This is a genomic window from Pseudomonas sp. BNK-15, from assembly GCF_047456105.1.
Classification (GTDB): Bacteria; Pseudomonadota; Gammaproteobacteria; order Pseudomonadales; family Pseudomonadaceae; genus Aquipseudomonas; species Aquipseudomonas putida_E.
Genome location: NZ_CP179898.1, coordinates 2,388,268 through 2,405,545, shown reverse-complemented (window position 1 = coordinate 2,405,545; position 17,278 = coordinate 2,388,268). Strand labels below are relative to the sequence as shown.

Genomic DNA, 17,278 nt, shown 5'->3' with positions numbered 1-17,278 from the left:
CCCTCGCCGAAAACAGATCATGAAACCAACGGCCAGCGACAAATGCCGGGTTGGCGAGCACTGTTCGGACCCCGTGAGGGCGTAATGATTCCCCAAACGGTTCCAGACAATGCTCGAGTCAGAGTAAAACGAACCTGCGAACGCAGGCCCTAACAGCGCGCGATTATCCAGCAGGATGCGTTACAACGCATCAGGCTGGATCAACTATTTATCGTACAAAACACCTTGTTTCGCGCAACCAAGGCCGTTTTTTCCTTCATATTTGTAACAGAAAAGTCACAGGGCCATCATTGACCAGGTGCACCTGCATGTCAGCACCGAATCGGCCGCTTGCCACATCTGCATGCTGGCCCTGGGCTTGCTGCAAAAGATAGTCGAACAGTTCGGCACCGAGCGCTGGCGGCGCAGCCGTCGAAAAGCTCGGACGCATGCCACTGCGGGTGTCCGCTGCCAAGGTGAACTGGGACACCAGCAGCAAACCGCCGCCCACATCCTTGAGGGACAGGTTCATCTTGCCCTGCTCATCGCTGAAAACGCGGTAGTTGAGCAACTTGTGCAACAGCTTATCGGCCTGTTCGCGGGTATCTTCAGGCTCTACCGCCACCAGCACCAACAAGCCTTGGTCGATGGCGCCGACAATTTCACCCGCCACCTCTACCCGCGCGCCGCGCACACGCTGCAGCAGCCCCTTCATGCTTCTTCCAGCGGCAAATCGAGCAGGCGACGGGCCATCTGATCGGCTGCCCGTACCAGCGCATCGGTGATCCCAGGCTCGGACGCCGCATGGCCCGCGTCGCGGATCACCTTCAGCTCACTGTTGGGCCATGCCTGGTGCAACGCCCAGGCGTTATCCAGCGGGCAGATCACATCATAGCGGCCATGCACGATCACGGCCGGCAGGTGGGCGATCTTGGGCATGTCGCGGATCAACTGGTCGGGAGCAAGGAACGCGTTGTTCATGAAGTAGTGGCATTCGATGCGAGCGATGGACAAGGCCCGCTGCGGCTCGGAGAAGCGGTCGATCACCAGCGGATTGGGGCGCAGGGTGGCAGTGCGGCCCTCCCAGGTGGACCAGGCCTTGGCGGCATGCATCTGGGCGATCTGATCGTTGCCGGTCAGGCGCTTGTGGAATGCCTTGACCAGGTCATTACGCTCATCCGGCGGAATCGGCCCGATGTAGTCCTGCCAGTAATCGGGGAACAGGCGGCTGGCGCCCTCCTGATAGAACCACTCGATCTCTTGCGGGCGGCACAGGAAGATGCCGCGCAGGATCAGGCCGTGAACCCGCTCGGGGTGGGTCTGGGCATAAGCCAGGGCCAGGGTCGAGCCCCAGGAGCCGCCGAACAGCACCCACTTGTCGATGCCCAGGTGCTCGCGAATGCGCTCCAGATCCTCGACCAGGTGCCAGGTGGTGTTGTTCTCCAGGCTTGCGTGCGGGGTGGAACGGCCGCAACCGCGCTGATCGAACGTGATGATGCGGTACAGGTTGGGGTCGAAATAGCAACGGCTCTGGGCATCGCAACCCGCGCCCGGGCCACCGTGAATGAACACCACCGGCAGACCTTCAGGCGAGCCGCTTTCATCGACATACAGCACATGCGGCGCTTCCACGGCCAGATCGTGCCGGGCGTAGGGTTTGATCTGAGGGTAGAGGGTCTGCATTGCGCACTCCGTGTGAGGATTAAGTCTGCCGTTGGGCATCATAAACCTGAATTGCGCTTTGAGCATGTGTCTGTGGGTAGATCATGTTATGCACATGCCCGCCACCGCGCTCGATAGCCTCGCTGCTTTATGACGCGAGGCCAGTAAATGACGCACCTTCCCGATGCAAGGTCATCCCGAAGCGATGACACTTTTCACCCCCAGGCCCTGATAGAGGGCAAGATCCCGGCCTGGATGCTCACTGCCACGCCTGAAACCCATCAGCACATGCGCGCCGCCGTGAGCACCCCGGTACCCTGGTTCGCCGAAGCCTGCCAGAGGCAACCGGCTGACGCCCACCGGCTGGTCAAGGAATATGAAACGTACCGCAAGGCCGAAAGCGAAGCTGGCGCACTGTTCGCCCTGCTTCCCGACCTGGCGGCGTTCGCCAGGGAGCGGCTGGGCTCGGCGATCAAGGAGCGTTTCAATCTTGAGCTGGATGTCACCCGGACCTACCTGTTCAACGCCGGCAAAGCCGAAGCCTACCAAGCCAACATGACTGGGGACCCGCTCACCACTGCCCAGCGGGCATTCAAACTGGCTACCCAAAGCCTGCTGCACTGCGCCTTGCAGAATTTTGAAGCTGCCGAAGCCCAGCCTGGCGGCCTCGATGGCCAAACGTTGGAGTCCGTGATACTCGACAACAACCAGTTCCTGGCGCACCTGCCCACCGGAAACCTGGTTCAGATAGCCCCGCAGGCCTTCGCCTCGCTAGTGCGCGACTTGGACATCGGCGGCACCTATCAAGCTTTGCTCAACGCCATTTATCACCCTGGCACCGACGTTGGGAGCGCAAGCGTTATCGAGACGCTCGGCAACGCCGAGCAGTGCGCCTTTTGCCTTGAGCTGCACAGGGCTTACCTGGGCAACATGATCGACCTGCCCTTGTATGAGGCTCTGCTGACGCTCGCCAGAGGTGGCGAGGCGCACTACCTGCAAAGCCCCATGCGGTGCGCCTTTCTCAAGCTCTTTGACATCTCCCTGACCGGTGCGCTGATGATAGGCCTCGTACCCTCTCCAGAGTTGCTTCTGAGTTACGACGCAACCCGTCTTGCGTACAAGAACGTGCTGGTAACGTACCTGCCCGGCGCAGGGGTCCCGCTGAAAGTGCACGCTACCGTTCATGAAGTCCAGGCGCACTTGCGCGAGCAGCTGTGGGCAATGCAACTCAGCCATCTGCGACAAGGCGTGCCGGCGCGTGACAGTGGCCGCTTCATGGAAAAGCTGCGCGACTGTCTACAACCATTGGATTGGACCCTGCTGCTGCCAGCGCCGGCGCACCAGGGCGAACAAGCCAGGCGTATTCGTGACCCGCAGGCTTGGGTACCGGTAACGCTACAGCCCTTCAACCGGCCACTACCCAACGAACTGGTCAGCCAGAAACGCCAACGACGCATGGACGATGCTTCGTTCCATGCCGTTTCCACGGCCCAGGAAGACCAGAAAAGCGCCGAAAAACGCAGGGCCTATTTTACCCAGCTGACCTCTGGCGCCTTGAACATTGGCGCCTTCGTCGTACCGGGCTTGGGGCAGTTGATGCTCGGTCTGTCGCTCATTCAGCTGAGCTACGAGGTTTTCGAGGGCCTCGAAAGCTGGGCTGACGGCGACGGTGAGCAAGCGCTCGATTACCTGATGGATATTGTCGAGAACGTTGCCTTAACCACTGTGGCCGTAGCAACAGGGGCGGCCGACGGCAGGCCGGCCGTCGAGAAGATTTCCGTGGAAACACCCTCGTTCATCGAAGAGCTCGAGCCCGTGCTCATGCCCGATGGCAGTAGCCGCCTGTGGCGACCAGACGCCCGCCCGTACGCCCATGACGTCGTGCTACCGGCTGGCCTGCTGCCGGATGAATCCGGCCTGTATCGCCATGCTGGAAAGACCTGGCTGGCAGTCGAAGACAGCACCTATTCGGTCAAACGGATATCTGAAAATGGTGAGTACCGCCTGGTGCACCCCGCCAAGGCCCTGAGCCATGAACCGCCGCTACGCCACAACGGTGCTGGCGCCTGGTTGCTACCGGCAGAAAGGCCCGAACAATGGCCAGAACTGCAATTATTCAGACGTGCCGGCCACCTTGGCGCGCATTTCGACGATGAAACCGCCCTGCGCATACTGCGGGTGAGTGGTACCCAGGAAGATGTTCTGCGCCATGCGCTCTGCAACAGCCAGCGGCTACCCGCACAACTGGAAGACACCCTGTCTCGCTTCAAACTCTACCAGACACTCAAGCACCTGCCTGAGCTGGCCGAGCCCAACCAACTCCATGCAGCCTTCGAAAGGCGCTATCGTCAGCTGCCCGCGCCTCAGGTGCCCGGCGCCGATGTCATCCAGGCTCGCTATCCGCGGCTTCCGGCACCCCTCACCGAGGAGTTGTTGCGCCATGCCAATACCTTCGAACAGGGTGAGCTGACCACTGGCAAAGTCCCCAGACGGCTCGCCGAAGAAGTCCGCTGCCTTGCGCAACAGGTACGGTTGAATCGCGCCTATGAAGGGCTTTATCTGGAAGGTGTACGCAACTGGGATACCGACGTGCTGGTCTTGCACACCCTCGAGCAACTGCCTGGCTGGCCAAGCGAGGTCGGCATCACCCTCGAACAGCGCCAGAACTCGCCGGCCCAGATCGACAAGATCGGCGCCAGTGAGGTGCCAGCAAGCAAGTCGATCATCAGCGCCCGGGCAGGTTACGTAGTCATGGACAGTACCCGCCCCGACGATCAGCTTTGCGTCCACGGTTCATTGCATGGGGCGCTGTTCGAGGTACTCACTGCCGAGCAAAGGCAGGCGCTGGCGGTCGAGGACATGCACGCACTCAGAAGCAGGATTCAACACGCGCCTCTCTTGCCACGGGCGATATTGCGCCGGGTGCTGGGCATGCAGGGCGTGCCACCGGGCTTTCGCTCGCCCATGCGCCTGGCAGATGGGCGGCTGGGCTACCCGCTGGGCGGCACCCGCCCCCGCGCTGGCAGCACTTCAAGGCAGACGCTGCTCAATTCCATACGCCGGATCGGCCAACACACTCCCGTACCACGGCCCGCAGAGCAGATCATGGCCGCGCTGGAAAACAGAAACCTGACCCGCGCTCAGATCGATGAGATGCTCAGCGGGCTGATGGAGCAACGCGACCGACTGCAAAGCCGGCTGGACGACTGGCGTCGACAAGCCGCACAAGGATCTCATCAGAGCACCGATGGCCTGGAGCGGTTGATGAACGCCATCTCCCAGCACTGGTATGAGCGTGCGTTCCTGGCGACCAGCGAAGCCATCGCCCCGCTTCGTCTCGAGCGCCTATCCCTGGCGCAGTTTCCTCTTGAACTGCCGGACTTCTTCAGCGCCAGCGTCACGGACCTGCAATTGATTGAAACATCACCCGAACATTATGAAGGCTGGAACCAGCACGGTCCGCAACTGGACAGCCTGGTCCGACAGTTTGCCAACCTGAGATCGCTGGAGATCAGCCGCGCCTACCGGCCTGAAGGAACTCCTTCAGCATTCCAGTTCAGCCTGCCCATGATTGCCCAGCGCCTACCGGCGCTCGAAACACTGAGCCTGACCAACCAGAATCTCACGCTGTCCTCAACAGACATCGACAGCCTGGCAGGGCTCACACGGCTGCGACGACTGGACCTGAGCGGTAACCGATTTTCGGGGCAGCATCCCCCACTCTTCAATGAACTGACACTCGATTACCTGGGCCTGGACGACATGGCACTGGATCATTGGCCAGAGGGCGTTGGCTACAACACCCTGACTCAGGTTCGGCACATTGGCCTGCGCAACAACCAGATCAGACTCCTCCCGCACCTTTTGCGGGATAACCGAATCAACATTGCCGAGCACGCGCTGGTTTCCATGCAGGGCAATCCGCTCTTCGAGGATGATATACGCCGCGTTATGTTGAGCGAAGATGGCCGCGCCTCACGTTTTGAGATGGACCAGTCTGATGCGTTCAGAACGCTTCTGGCTGCCCAGTTGCAGCAGCGCCAGCAACTGCGCGACGCCATCGATAACTATGTGAATGCCTCAAGCTCAAGCGCGCCAGTCAGCCAAACGGCAATGACTGCCAGAACCCGTATCGCTGCGGCACTGAACGAGTTCTGGCATTACCAGGAAACAGGGCTGACACGCGCGGCTTTACGCCTGAATGATGTTGCCCTGGCGCATTTTCCAAGACGCTTGCCGGCCTTCTTCATCGCACAGGTGCATAACCTTGCGCTTGAGCGCGTCAGTGGTACGACGGCACAGCTCGATGGATTGCTGAGCCGGTTCCCACGGGTGACGCGCCTGACGATCGACAACTACCGACAAGCCGAGCAGTCACTGCCTTCTGCGCTTCTGCGCTTGCCGGGGTTGACGGACATCGCCTTGCGCCAGTCAGGCCTGCTGATCGACCAGAACGTGATCAACACGTTGGGCGGCTTACCCACCCTCAACTCGCTGGACCTCACGGGCAACCGAATGGGGGCGATCGCACACACTCCTCAGGCCTTGCAAACACTTCGCCGACTCGACCTCAACAGCATGGGCCTTGAGCAGTGGCCGGCCTGGGTAGACAGCTTGTTCCCACTGGAGATGCTGGACCTGAGCGAAAACCGGCTTACCGAACTGCCGGCCCACATACTGGCCAACCTGGACAACGATTTCCCCATCAGCTCGATTCTGTTGTTCAGCAATCCGCTGACGGACGAAGCGGTCATGCGTGCCCGTGCATCTTCAAACAGCCAGCACAGTTTCACCTTTGGCATCGATCTGTCAGACAGCATGAGCGAGTCATCGGGAGACGGCGGGATAGTCGGTCATAACCACCTGCCCCTCCTGGACCCAGCTGCCGATGTCCCCAACGTGGAAAACTGGCTGCTTGCCTCGGACATCGAGAACCAAGCCCTGAGGGACAGTTGGGAGAGTTTGCAGCGATCGGGGGGTGCCGAAAATCTTCTGGCGCTGGTAGGCCGTCTGCGCAACTCGGCCCCATACCAGAATGGCAAGACCCGCGTTTCATTCTGCGGGCGCGTACGCAAGGTCCTGGTCAGTGCAGTGGTCAACCTGGACGACCTTGCGCTGTTCAACCATCAGGCCAACGAAGCACTTGTTCAGGACAATGGTGACCAGACCTGCCACGACGGCGCTCTGCTGGTGTTCCAGAACATCGAACTGTACATCGCCAACCAGCGCCTGCAGATCGATACGGCCGATAGCGAGGGCAACCTTTATCGGGAACTGCGGCGCCTGTATCGCCTGCAAGCACTGGATGAGATTGCCAAGAGCGAGGCTGCCAACCGGGACGAAGCGGAAGTTCGCCTTACCTACCGCCGTGAGCTCAATACCCCGCTTGAGCTGGGCCAGCCCGAAGACACCCTGCGCTATGCCATCAATGCCAATATCGACGAGTTGGCGTATGCGGAGTTGGCAGTGCAGCGCAGCGAGTTGGGAGAGGATTTCCTGAATTTTGCCGCCGGTAACCAGAGGTGGGTCCAGCACTTGCGCCAAGCCCATGCTGAACGTTTTGCAGACATCGAGCATATCTACCAGGCCCAGATACTTGAACTGCCGGATCAGTACCCTGACAGGCCAATCGCTACGCTGGGCGACGAATTCCAGGCACTGGAACGCAACAAACAGGCGCGCGAGCTGCGCCTGATTCGCGAGCTTACGTCTTTTGCAGATCCTGATCGCAAACCCCGCTCATCGACCGAGTAAGCAATAGCGTGCAGGGCGGCCGCGGTGCGCGGGCCGCCCCGTTTCGCTCAACTCCCGTAGCGCCGTAAGCCCCAGGCCAACACGCTTTCCAGCAAACGTCGCAACACTGCCTGAGTCGGTTGCGCCAGGTCCGCACGATAGGCGAACGGCTCGGTTTCCTCCATGTAGGTGCTCTGCGCCAGCTCCAGTTGTACCGCATGGACATGGTTGCCCGGATTACCATAGTGGCGAGTGATGTGACCGCCCTTGAAACGCCCGTTGAGTACATGCCTGTAGCCCGGCGCCTCGGCACACACGCCCGACAGCCACTGCGCCAGCTCAGGATCACAACTGGCACCGTTGAAGGTACCCAGGTTGAAGTCCGGCAGCTTGCCGTCGAACAGGTGCGGGATCAGCGAACGGATCGAGTGTGCGTCCCACAAAAGGGCGTAGCCGAACTGCTCACGCAGGCGGGCCAGTTCGCGCTCGATGGTGGCGTGGTATGGCCGCCAGATCTGCTCCAGGTAAGTGGCCCGTTCGTCGGCAGAGGGTGCCTGCCCCTGCTTGAACAGCGGCGCACCGTCGAACAGTGTGGCCGGATACAGGCCCGTGGTTGCACCTGCGTACAAAGGCGTGTCGTCATCCGGCCGGTTAAGGTCGATGACGAAGCGCGAATACTCCGCCGCCACCACACTGGCCCCCAGCTCATGGGCGAAATCGTAGAGGCGCGGGATATGCCAGTCGGTGTCCGGCAGGCTGCGCGCCTCGTCGACCAGGCCGTCGCGCACGGCCGGGGTCAGCTTGAGCCCCGCATGGGGCATGCTGATCAGCAGGGGCAAACGGCCCTGGTGGAAACTCAGTACCTTGTCCATCTCGCCTCGCTCAGTGGGATATTTCATGGCCTTTGCGCACCACGCGCTTGGGCAGGTCGCCGCCCAGCCAATAGGCCAGGTCGGCGGGGCGCTCGATCTGCCAGGCGACAAAGTCCGCCACCTTGCCGACTTCCAGCGAACCATGGGTGTCGCCCATGCCCAGCGCCGTGGCGGCATGGATGGTAACGCCAGCCAGGGCTTCTTCCGGCGTCATGCGAAACAGCGTGCACCCCATGTTCAGCATCAGCCGCAGCGACAGACCTGGCGATGTGCCAGGATTGAGGTCGCTGGCAAGGGCAATCCTCACGCCGTGGCGGCGCAGGGCTTCCATTGGAGGCAGTTGGGTTTCGCGCAGGAAGTAGAACGCGCCGGGCAGCAGCACGGCGACAGTGCAGGCCTCGGCCATGGCCACGGCGTCTTCCTCGGTCATGAATTCCAGGTGGTCGGCCGACAGCGCCTGGTAGCGCGCTGCCAGGCTGGAGCCGTGCAGCGACGAGAGCTGCTCGGCGTGCAGCTTGACCGGCAAGCCCAGTTCGCGGGCTTTGATGAACACCCGCTCGACCTGCGCCGGGGAAAACGCCAGGTGCTCGCAAAACGCGTCCACGGCGTCCACCAACCCCTCGGCGGCGAGTTCAGGCAGCATCTGGTCGCAGATATGCGCAATGTAGTCGTCGGCGCGACCGGCATATTCCGGCGGCAAGGCGTGGGCGGCCAGGCAGGTAGCGCGCACAGCAACCGGCAATTCGTCGGCCAGGCGCCTGGCCACACGCAGCATCTTGCGCTCGTTGGCCAGGTCCAGGCCGTAGCCGGACTTGATTTCGATTGTGGTTACACCATCGCGCATCAGCGCCTGTACCCGCTGGCGGGCACTGGCGAACAGCTCATCCTCGCTGGCCGCGCGGGTGGCCCGCACGGTACTGGCGATGCCCCCGCCTTGCGCAGCGATTTGGGCATAACTCACACCCTGCAAGCGCTGCTCGAACTCACCACTGCGGTTGCCACCGAACACGGCGTGGGTGTGGCAGTCGATCAGCCCGGGGGTGACCCAGGCATTGCCCAGGTCAACCGTACGTTGCGCCTCGACCGGCCGCATTTCGCTACGTGGGCCGAGCCATTCGATCACGCCGCCGCTGGTAACGATCGCTGCGTCCTCGATGATCGAGTAACGGCCGTCCACCATGGTTGCCACATGGCAGTGCTGCCAGAGGGTTCTCATATGCAATCTCCTGAACTAGCGATGCAGCTCGGCCGCTGCCTGGGCCACCTCGCCCTGCCCTGCTCGCGGCTTGCACCACAACAGGTAGGACGCAACCAGGAACACCACCCAGATCACACCGACAAGCAACGCTGCCTGTGTATCGGGGAAGTAACCGAGCACGCCAAAGATGAACACCATGAACGCAATGGCCATGGCCGGGCCGTAGGGCCAGAACGGTACCGGGAACTTGAGCCGGGCCGCTTCCTCGCGGCTCATGCTGCGGCGCATGGCAACCTGGGTAACCAGGATCATCAACCACACCCACACGGTGGCAAACGTGGCGATGGACGCGATCAGCAGAAACACGTTCTCGGGGATCAGGTAGTTGAGCACCACGCCAATCAACAGCGCAGCCCCCATCACCACCACGGTCATCCACGGCACTCCGTGCCTGGACAGCTGGCTGAAGCCGCGTGGCGCATGGCCTTGCTGGGCCAGGCCGTACATCATGCGACCCGCGCCGAAGATGTCACTGTTGATGGCAGAAACCGCAGCGGAAATCACCACGACGTTGAGCACTGCCGCCGCCGATCCGATGCCCAGGTTGCTGAATATCTGCACGAAGGGGCTACCTTCGCTGCCGATCTGCGGCCACGGGTAAAGGCACATCAGCACGAACAGGGTCAGTACGTAGAACAGCAGGATACGCAACGGCACGGCATTGATGGCCCTGGGGATGACCCGTTGCGGGTCCTTGGCCTCACCGGCAGTGACGCCGATGATTTCGATGCCGCCGAAGGCGAACATGACCACCGCGAAGGACGCGATCAAGCCGCCGACGCCATTGGGCATGAAGCCGCCGTGCTCGACCAGGTTGCTCAAACCGACCGCATGCCCGGTGCCAACCTGGCTGAAGCCGAAGGCCATGATGCCAAAGCCGGCAAGGATCATCGCGACGATGGCACCGACCTTGAGCAGCGACAGCCAGAACTCCATCTCGCCGAACACCTTGACGTTGCACAGGTTCAGGCCACCGATCAGGAAGACGATGCCCAACACCCAGATCCAGCGGGCCACTTCAGGAAACCAGAAGCCCATATAGATACCAAAGGCGGTGACATCGGCGATGGCGACGATGACCATTTCGAATGCGTAGGTCCAGCCGAGGATAAAGCCGGCCATGGGGCCGAGGTAGGTGGTGGCGTAATGGCCGAAGGAGCCGGCGACCGGGTTGTGCACGGCCATCTCGCCGAGGGCGCGCATGACCATGAATACGGCTGCGCCGCCAATCAGGTAGGCCAGCAGCACGGCCGGCCCGGCCATCTGGATGGCAGAGGCCGAACCGTAGAAAAGCCCGGTACCGATTGCGGAACCGAGCGCCATGAAACGGATGTGGCGGGCCGATAGCCCACGCTTGAGACCTTGAGCTTGTTGCATGTCACGTCCTGATCTTGTTTTTGTGGTCGTGAGATCGAATGGGCCGCATGGCGGCCCCAAGGGCATCACAGGCTGGGCAGAACGCCTGCCGGCAGCAGCCCGGTCAGGCTGCCCTTGGCCAACAGCTCGACGGCCTTTTCGATATCCGGCGCAAAGAAACGGTCACGATCGTAGTGCGGCACTTCGCTGCGCAGCGCCTGGCGCGCCTGCTCCAGCTTGGCCGAGGTCTTGAGCCCCTTGCGCAGATCCAGCCCCTGGCAGGCGCCCAGCCATTCGATGGCCAGCACGCCGCGGGTGTTCTCGGCCATTTCCCACAGGCGCTTGCCTGCAGCCGGGGCCATCGACACGTGGTCTTCCTGGTTGGCCGAGGTGGGCAGGCTGTCGACGCTGTGGGGGTGCGACAGGGCCTTGTTCTCGCTGGCCAGGGCCGCAGCCGTGACCTGAGCGATCATGAAGCCGGAGTTGACCCCACCGTTTTCCACCAGGAATGGCGGCAGCTGCGACATGTGCTTATCCATCATCAACGAAATGCGGCGCTCGCTCAGCGAGCCGATTTCGGCGATGGCCAGGGCCAGGTTGTCAGCGGCCATGGCTACAGGCTCTGCGTGGAAGTTGCCACCCGAGATCACATCGCCCTCGGCAGCGAACACCAGCGGGTTGTCCGACACCGCGTTGGCCTCGATGCCGAGCACTTCGGCGGCCTGGCGCAACTGGGTGAGGCAGGCGCCCATGACCTGCGGCTGGCAACGCAGCGAGTACGGGTCCTGAACCTTGTCGCAGTTCTTGTGCGATTGGGAAATCTCGCTGGTATCACCCAGCAGTTCGCGGAAACAGGCGGCGGTATCGATCTGGCCCCGCTGACCACGCACGGCATGCACCCGTGCATCGAATGGCGCACGCGAGCCCAGTGCAGCTTCCACGGTCAGACCACCGCAGGCGATGGCGGCGGCGTACAGGTCTTCGGCGTAGAACAGGCCGCGCAAGGCGTAAGCCGAGGACGCCTGGGTGCCATTGAGCAGCGCCAGGCCCTCTTTGGCGGCCAGGGTCAGTGGCTCCAGGCCAGCAACGGCCAGGGCTTCAGTGGCCGACAGCCACTGGCCCTTGTACCGTGCCTTGCCTTCGCCGAGCAGCACCAGCGACATGTGCGCCAGCGGTGCCAGGTCGCCGGAGGCGCCGACAGAGCCTTTGAGTGGTATATGCGGATAGACTTCAGCGTTGACCAAGGCGATCAGCGCATCGATCACCTTGCGCCGGATGCCGGAGAAACCACGGCTGAGGCTGTTGATCTTGAGCACCATGATCAGCCGCACCAGGTCGTCGTCCAGCGGCGCGCCGATACCGGCGGCGTGGGACAGCACCAGCGAGCGCTGCAGGTTTTCCAGGTCATGGCTGGCAATACGGGTCGAAGCCAGCAGGCCGAAGCCGGTGTTGATACCGTAGGCGGTGCGGTCTTCGGCAAGGATCTGTTCGACGCAGGCGACGCTGTCGTTGATCGGCTGATCGGCGCTGGCGTCCAAGCGCAGGCGCACGGGTGCGGCGTGGATTGCGCGCAGCTGGGCCAGGGTCAGGGTGCCAGGCTTGAGGGTCAGTTCGGTCACTTCGCTACTCCATTCTGTCAGGGCCCGCAGGCCCTTTCTTGTTGTTCAGTATCGGTCAAAGTGCAGCGATCAGCCTGTGATCATTGGCAGGTCGAGGCCTTGTTCCTTGGCGCAGTCCACGGCGATGTCGTAGCCGGCGTCGGCGTGGCGCATGACACCGGTGCCCGGGTCGTTGGTCAACACGCGGGCGATGCGTGCAGCGGCTTCATCGGTACCATCGCAGACGATGACCATGCCCGAGTGCTGCGAGAAGCCCATGCCTACCCCACCACCGTGATGCAGCGAAACCCAGGTAGCGCCGCTGGCAGTGTTGAGCAAGGCGTTGAGCAACGGCCAGTCGGAGACGGCGTCAGAACCGTCACGCATCGATTCGGTTTCACGGTTGGGGCTCGATACGGAGCCTGAGTCCAGGTGGTCACGGCCGATGACGATCGGCGCCGACAGCTCGCCGCTGCGTACCATTTCGTTGAAGGCCAGGCCCAGCTTGGCGCGAAGGCCCAGGCCAACCCAGCAGATGCGCGCTGGCAGGCCCTGGAAGCTGATGCGCTCACGGGCCATGTCCAGCCAGCGGTGCAAGTGGGCGTCGTCGGGGATCAGTTCCTTGACCTTGGCATCGGTCTTGTAGATATCCTCGGCTTCGCCGGACAGCGCAGCCCAGCGGAACGGCCCCACGCCGCGGCAGAACAGCGGGCGGATGTATGCCGGTACGAAGCCTGGGAAATCGAACGCGTTGGCTACGCCCTCTTCCTTGGCCATCTGGCGGATGTTGTTACCGTAGTCGAAAGTCGGAATGCCCTGCTTCTGGAAGTCGAGCATGGCTTGTACGTGCACGGCCATGGTCTGCTTGGCAGCCTTGACCACGGCAGCCGGCTCGGTCTGCGCGCGGTCACGGTACTGCTCCCAGGTCCAGCCGGCCGGCAGGTAGCCGTTGAGCGGGTCGTGGGCGCTGGTCTGGTCGGTGACCATGTCCGGGCGCACACCACGCTTGACCAGCTCCGGCAGGACTTCTGCGGCGTTGCCATGCAGGGCAATGGAGATGGCCTTGCCTTCGGCGGTGTACTTGGCGATGCGCGCCAGGGCGTCATCGAGGTCTTTGGCCTGCTCGTCGACGTAGCGGGTTTGGAGGCGGAAATCGATACGGCTCTGCTGGCATTCGATGTTCAGCGAGCAGGCGCCGGCCAAGGTCGCGGCCAGGGGCTGGGCGCCGCCCATGCCGCCAAGGCCTGCAGTCAGTACCCACTTGCCTTTGAGGCTGCCACCGTAGTGCTGGCGGCCGGCCTCGACGAAGGTTTCATAGGTGCCCTGGACGATGCCTTGGCTGCCGATGTAGATCCAGCTGCCGGCGGTCATCTGGCCGTACATGGCCAGGCCCTTGGCGTCCAGTTCGTTGAAGTGTTCCCAGTTGGCCCAGTGCGGCACCAGGTTGGAGTTGGCGATCAGAACGCGTGGAGCGTTGCTGTGGGTTTTGAATACCCCGACCGGTTTGCCCGACTGCACCAGCAGGGTTTCGTCATCTTCCAGGCGGGTCAGGGTTTCGACGATCTTGTCGTAGCAGGCCCAGTTGCGGGCGGCGCGACCGATACCACCGTAAACCACCAGTTCCTTGGGGTTTTCTGCGACCTGCGGGTCGAGGTTGTTCATCAGCATGCGCAGTGGCGCTTCGGTCAGCCAGCTTTTGGCGGTCAGCGTGTTGCCACGTGGGGCACGGATTTCAACGTCACGGTATTTATTGTTGTCGGTCACGGGAAGGGTCCTCTGCGGTCGTCCGCGGGCAGGTGTGTCGTGTTGGATATACAAACACACCTTTACTTGTATGTACAAGCATGGACAACCAAAATAGTGGGACCGCTTTTGAACAGCCTGGAGAAAACCGGGGCCGCTGCGCGGCCCTTTCGCGACACAAGGCCGCTCCTACACAGATCGCGTTTGCCCAGACGGGCGCGGTTTCCGGAGCGGCCTTGTGTCGCGAAGGGCTGCACAGCAGCCTCAGCCAGCTCAGGTTGGAATCAGCTCGATCAGGCAGAACCGCCCCTGAACCTGCAACTCCAGCAGCGTGTCGTTCCCCTCGAGCCGCAGGCAGTCATACAAGCCCAGCCGCTCCAAACCATGCCCGGCCAACTGCACCTCAACCTGGTTACTGCCCGAAAACAGCAGCACAGTCGACGCCGAACTGAACAACCGGCTGGTACCATCGAACCACTGCAAGCGCGCGCGATAGCGCTGCGGCGAGTAGATCAGGTTGAAATCACGAATCCTCTCACCCAGCAGCTTGCAACTGACCTGGCTCTCGCCAGCGAAAGCGAAGGCGTCGAACGGTAACAGCGGCCGGCTGGCCTGCCCGTCGACCAGCAGGCGCATGCCATCCCCCTGCAAGACCGTGATGATCCGCTGGTAGCCCGCAAACATCGAGAAACCACCAGACGCTTCGATATCCGCAATCGACAGGCGCCAGCCGAACCCCTCCAGGCCCTCGCCACTGTCGCGGGTGATTTCCTCGGTGAAGCCGCCGCCGTTCTTCCACGGCATCCGCGGGTAGTCCTGCGCACGCAACAACTGCAACGGGTTCATTTGCTGAAACGTCCTTCCAGGCGATGACGGGAGCCGGGGTGGATCAACCGCGCGGCCGTCACCGGCTGGCGACCGGACCAGGTACGGCGGCGAATCAGCAGGCAAGGCTCGCCCCGCTCGATCTGCAGCAGTTGGCACTCGTGGGGCTCGGCCAGGATCGCCTCGACCACATGCTCACCCTCGGTCAGCGGTGCGACCTGGGACAAGTAGGCGTAAGGCGTCTGCCGAGTGAAATCCTGCTTGAGGTAGTCGGGCGCGATCGCCGCGTTGACGTAGCGGTCCTCGATTTGCACCGGGATGCCGTTTTCGTAATGCACGATAAGCGAATGGAACACCCGCTGGCCTTCGCGCATGTCCAGTGCCAGAGCGCGCTCGGAACCGGCCGCTTCTTCAGCAAGGGTGATCACCTGGCAGCTATGCTGGTGGCCACGCGCGGCAATCTCGTCGGCGATGTTGTTGACTTCGAACAACGCCGAGCGGCTCTTGGGTTCGGCCACGAATGTCCCTACCCCCTGCATGCGCACCAGCAGGCCTTCGGCAGTGAGCTCACGCAGGGCGCGGTTGATGGTCATGCGGCTGAATCCCAGCTGGCTGACCAGTTCGCTCTCCGAAGGGACCCGGTGATGGGGCGGCCAACTGCCGTTGTCGATCTGCTGGATGATCATCTGTTTGACCCGCGCGTACAGCGGCGCCGGGCCCTCGCCCATCTGGGCAACCAGCGCGGAGACAGGAGGTGTCGGCACGGCGTTGGATCCTTGTGCGATTGAATGGGCGGTAGCTTGCCGCAGTTTACCCGGCAGGCAAACAACTGTATATGTATATACAAGTCAGCCATAACAGGATTTCACAGATGTCCGCCTACTTCGCCGAATGCGCCCTGCTGCCCGATGGTTGGGCCAGCGATGTCCGAATCGAGGTCGCCAGCGATGGCACAATGACCCACATCGAGTCCGGCGCTTCGGCCGACGGCGCCGAACGGCTGGCCGGGCCACTTCTGCCCGGCATGCCCAACCTGCACTCGCATGCCTTTCAACGCGCAATGGCCGGCCTGGCAGAAGTCGCGGGCAACCCCAACGACAGTTTCTGGACCTGGCGCGAACTGATGTATCGCCTGGTCGGCAAGATCACCCCGGAGCAACTGCAGGTCATCGCCCGCCAGCTGTACATCGAGATGCTCAAGGCCGGTTACACCTCGGTGGCCGAGTTCCACTACGTGCACCATGACCAGGCGGGCAAGGCCTATGCCGACCCAGCCGAGCTGTCCCGCCGCATCAGCGCGGCGGCGGCCAGCAGCGGTATCGGCCTGACCCTGCTGCCGGTGCTGTACAGCCATGCCGGCTTCGGTGGCCAGCCGCCCAGCGAGGGGCAGCGGCGCTTCATCAATTCCACCGAGCAGTACCTGCAATTGCACGCGCAACTCGCTGCGACAATCGCTGCACAACCCGCGCAGCAGCTGGGCTTGTGCTTCCACTCGCTGCGGGCGGTTACACCGGGGCAGATTGCCCAGGTACTGGCAGCGGGCAATCAGCAATGTCCGATTCATATTCATATCGCCGAGCAACAGAAGGAAGTGGACGACTGCCTGGCCTGGAGCGGCCTGCGCCCGCTGCAGTGGCTGTATGAGCATGTGCAGGTCGATGCGCGCTGGTGCCTGGTGCATGCCACCCACGCGCAGGCTGACGAAGTGGCGGCCATGGCCGGCAGTGGCGCGGTGGCCGGGCTGTGCCTGACCACCGAAGCCAACCTGGGTGACGGGATTTTCCCGGCAGTGGACTACCTGAGCCAGGGTGGCCGGATGGGTATCGGCTCTGACAGCCATGTATCGCTGAGCGTGGTCGAAGAGCTGCGTTGGCTCGAATATGGCCAGCGCCTTCGTGACCAGCGGCGCAACCGGCTTTATCGCGAAGATCAGCCGATGGTTGGCCGCACCCTGTATGACGCGGCACTGATGGGTGGGGCTCAGGCATTGGGGCAGCCCGTGGGTGAGCTGGCCGTGGGCAAACGTGCCGACTGGCTGGTGCTGGATGGGCAAGACCCGTATATCGCCACGGCCGACGAAGATGCAATTCTCAACCGCTGGCTGTTTGCCGGGAGCGACCGCCAGGTACGCGATGTGATGGTCAACGGGCAGTGGGTGGTGCGCCAGGGGCGCCACGGGCAAGAAGAGGAAAGCGCTCGGGCGTATGTCGAGGTGTTGCGACAGTTATTGGGCTGACGACAAAAGGGCCGCA

11 protein-coding genes are annotated in these 17,278 nt (G+C 62.4%); 2 read left to right on the top strand and 9 right to left on the bottom strand.

Annotated elements, in window-relative coordinates; all coding sequences use genetic code 11:
• Positions 1-256: 256 nt before the first annotated feature.
• Together dtd and pip are read right to left on the bottom strand one after the other, a co-directional pair.
• The gene (gene dtd / locus ACMGF5_RS10980) at positions 257-694 is read right to left on the bottom strand and encodes a D-aminoacyl-tRNA deacylase (protein WP_012312380.1); all 438 of its coding nucleotides are present in this window, start codon (positions 692-694) and stop codon (positions 257-259) included.
• A complete protein-coding gene (gene pip / locus ACMGF5_RS10975) occupies positions 691-1,662 on the bottom strand; it encodes a prolyl aminopeptidase (protein WP_115273404.1) in 972 nt (323 codons plus the stop codon). The genes dtd and pip overlap by 4 nt, the downstream gene beginning before the upstream one ends.
• A 147-nt stretch (positions 1,663-1,809) precedes the next feature.
• Between pip and ACMGF5_RS10970 the strand changes: the two genes are divergently transcribed.
• A complete protein-coding gene (locus tag ACMGF5_RS10970; protein ID WP_119688146.1) occupies positions 1,810-7,395 on the top strand; it encodes a dermonecrotic toxin domain-containing protein in 5,586 nt (1,861 codons plus the stop codon).
• A 47-nt stretch (positions 7,396-7,442) separates the two neighbouring features.
• Here ACMGF5_RS10970 and hutG read toward each other — a convergent pair whose 3' ends face one another.
• The 7 genes from hutG to hutC all read right to left on the bottom strand — a co-directional run bounded on the left by hutG (position 7,443) and on the right by hutC (position 15,754).
• On the bottom strand, positions 7,443-8,246 hold the full coding sequence (hutG, locus tag ACMGF5_RS10965) for an N-formylglutamate deformylase (RefSeq protein ID WP_115273402.1): 804 nt from the start codon (positions 8,244-8,246) through the stop codon (positions 7,443-7,445).
• A gap of 10 nt (positions 8,247-8,256) precedes the next feature.
• Complete coding sequence (hutI, locus tag ACMGF5_RS10960) at positions 8,257-9,462, bottom strand: imidazolonepropionase (protein ID WP_414157780.1); 1,206 nt, start codon at positions 9,460-9,462, stop codon at positions 8,257-8,259.
• Between the two features lie 15 nt (positions 9,463-9,477).
• Entirely contained in the window at positions 9,478-10,881 is a 1,404-nt protein-coding gene (locus tag ACMGF5_RS10955) for an amino acid permease (protein ID WP_414157779.1), read from the bottom strand.
• 65 nt (positions 10,882-10,946) lie between these two features.
• Positions 10,947-12,479, bottom strand: coding sequence for a histidine ammonia-lyase (gene hutH, locus ACMGF5_RS10950; protein ID WP_115273399.1), 1,533 nt, complete (start codon positions 12,477-12,479; stop codon positions 10,947-10,949).
• A gap of 69 nt (positions 12,480-12,548) precedes the next feature.
• A complete protein-coding gene (gene hutU, locus ACMGF5_RS10945) occupies positions 12,549-14,222 on the bottom strand; it encodes a urocanate hydratase (protein ID WP_119688144.1) in 1,674 nt (557 codons plus the stop codon).
• Positions 14,223-14,474: 252 nt separating this feature from the next.
• Positions 14,475-15,047: a HutD family protein gene (locus tag ACMGF5_RS10940; RefSeq protein WP_046784999.1), complete on the bottom strand. Its 573-nt coding sequence runs from the start codon at positions 15,045-15,047 to the stop codon at positions 14,475-14,477.
• Complete coding sequence (gene hutC, locus ACMGF5_RS10935) at positions 15,044-15,754, bottom strand: histidine utilization repressor (protein ID WP_174141112.1); 711 nt, start codon at positions 15,752-15,754, stop codon at positions 15,044-15,046. Before hutC ends, ACMGF5_RS10940 begins: the two co-directional genes overlap by 4 nt.
• A gap of 143 nt (positions 15,755-15,897) precedes the next feature.
• Between hutC and ACMGF5_RS10930 the strand changes: the two genes are divergently transcribed.
• Complete coding sequence (locus ACMGF5_RS10930; protein ID WP_119688143.1) at positions 15,898-17,262, top strand: formimidoylglutamate deiminase; 1,365 nt, start codon at positions 15,898-15,900, stop codon at positions 17,260-17,262.
• The last annotated feature ends 16 nt before the right edge of the window (positions 17,263-17,278 follow it).